The following is a 1,315-nucleotide window of genomic DNA, read 5'->3' as shown; positions in this document are numbered from 1 at the left end:
GCTCGAGTTTGACCCATTCACCCAACAGACTCTCGTTGAGGCCGAGTTCTCGGGCGACCTCTGCGATGGTGCGACCGGAGTCGATCACCCGGTGGGCAGCCTCGACCTTGTACTCGGTCGTGAACGACCGACGCTTGCGAGGGGGCATACGGACATCCTTCCAGCGGGACCGGTGTCCCGCCAAGTCGGTGTCCACTTTCCGGGGGGAACCTCAGGTCCGCCCGACACGGACATCACCGGCTCGCCTTCGCTCGGCGGATCTGCCGGACACGGTGGCGCCGTCGAGCACCTCRGTTGCGGTGCYCGACGGCGCGRCYGYSGGGTTCAGGTGTTSTTCGCCGTCTTGGGGCTGTGGTTGCGGGCTTCGATGGCCTTGACGGTGTTGTCGAACGGCTTTCCCAGGACTCGGGTGCCGAAGACGCCGAGCAGGGCCCCGAGCGCTCGTCCTTTGAGGTTCTTGCCGTCGCGGACCACGACGGCGTCGACGTCGGTGGTCCCATCGGGCATCGGGGTGAGGGTGTAGGTGTGGCCGGACTTTCCGCCCCACAGGTTGGAGTCGGTGGTCGTCATGACGATGCGGTGGGGGTCGGTCCAATCGTAGTGCAGGCGTTCCCAGGCCCCGCCGGAGCCTTCGGTGACATCGGCCTGGGTGGTGCCGAGTTCGTGCACCTGCAGGTAGTCGTCGGCGCTGTTACCGAACAGCGTCTCGCGGCCGGGCCCGAAGTCGGTGAGCGCGTCGAGGAATTGTTCCGGGGTGGCGGTGGTGGTCTGGTGCAGGTGGATCGTGGACATGGCGTTCTCCTTGGAGAGCAGGGCAGGGTGAGGGGCAAATCGGTGGTTGATTTCGAGGACAGTTAGGCGGGCAGCTCTGCTCCGGCCTGTTCGGCGACCATGTAGGCGGCGTACCAGTCGGGCCAGTTCGGATCCTCTGCCCCGGTGCGCTTCTCGTGTTCGCCGTGCGCGATCGCCGCGCGAATCAGCGCACTGGTCAGGTCGGCGGTACTACTGAATGTGGTGGCGGCGGTGGTGCCGGCCGTCTCGGTCGTGCGGGTGTCGGTCGTGCTCATGATGGTCTTCTCGCCGGGTTCGAAAAACGGGTGACGTCGGATGCGAGCCAGTCAGGCCTTGTGGGAAAGCGGTTGATCGCCGCAGGCCCCTGGTCAGGCGGCCGCGCTACAGCTGGGTGCTGCTGCTGGCCGCGCCGTCGAGGAGGATCTGGTCGAGGATGGTGGTGTCGGCGCGCCGGTCCTGCCGCTGGTCCCGCTGGCGGTCGTGCTGACGTTGCTGCTGCATGTCGTTGTCGCGGTCGAGAGGG

Annotated in this window: 3 protein-coding genes; all 3 read right to left on the bottom strand. The window is 66.8% G+C overall.

What is annotated here, in order from left to right; translation table 11 throughout:
• Positions 1–148: transposase (locus tag AC1DWT_RS51395; protein ID WP_477926290.1), on the bottom strand; the 148-nt coding region annotated here is incomplete at its 3' end.
• A 176-nt stretch (positions 149–324) separates the two neighbouring features.
• Entirely contained in the window at positions 325–792 is a 468-nt protein-coding gene (locus tag AC1DWT_RS51390; RefSeq protein ID WP_477926289.1) for a hypothetical protein, read from the bottom strand.
• A gap of 62 nt (positions 793–854) precedes the next feature.
• Positions 855–1,067: a glyoxalase gene (locus AC1DWT_RS51385; RefSeq protein WP_206015606.1), complete on the bottom strand. Its 213-nt coding sequence runs from the start codon at positions 1,065–1,067 to the stop codon at positions 855–857.
• Positions 1,068–1,315: the final 248 nt, after the last annotated feature.

It is taken from the genome of Rhodococcus sp. P4_B6, from assembly GCF_056402215.1.
The sequence above is the reverse complement of the archived record's forward strand: the minus strand, read 5'-3'. Positions and strand labels throughout refer to the sequence as shown.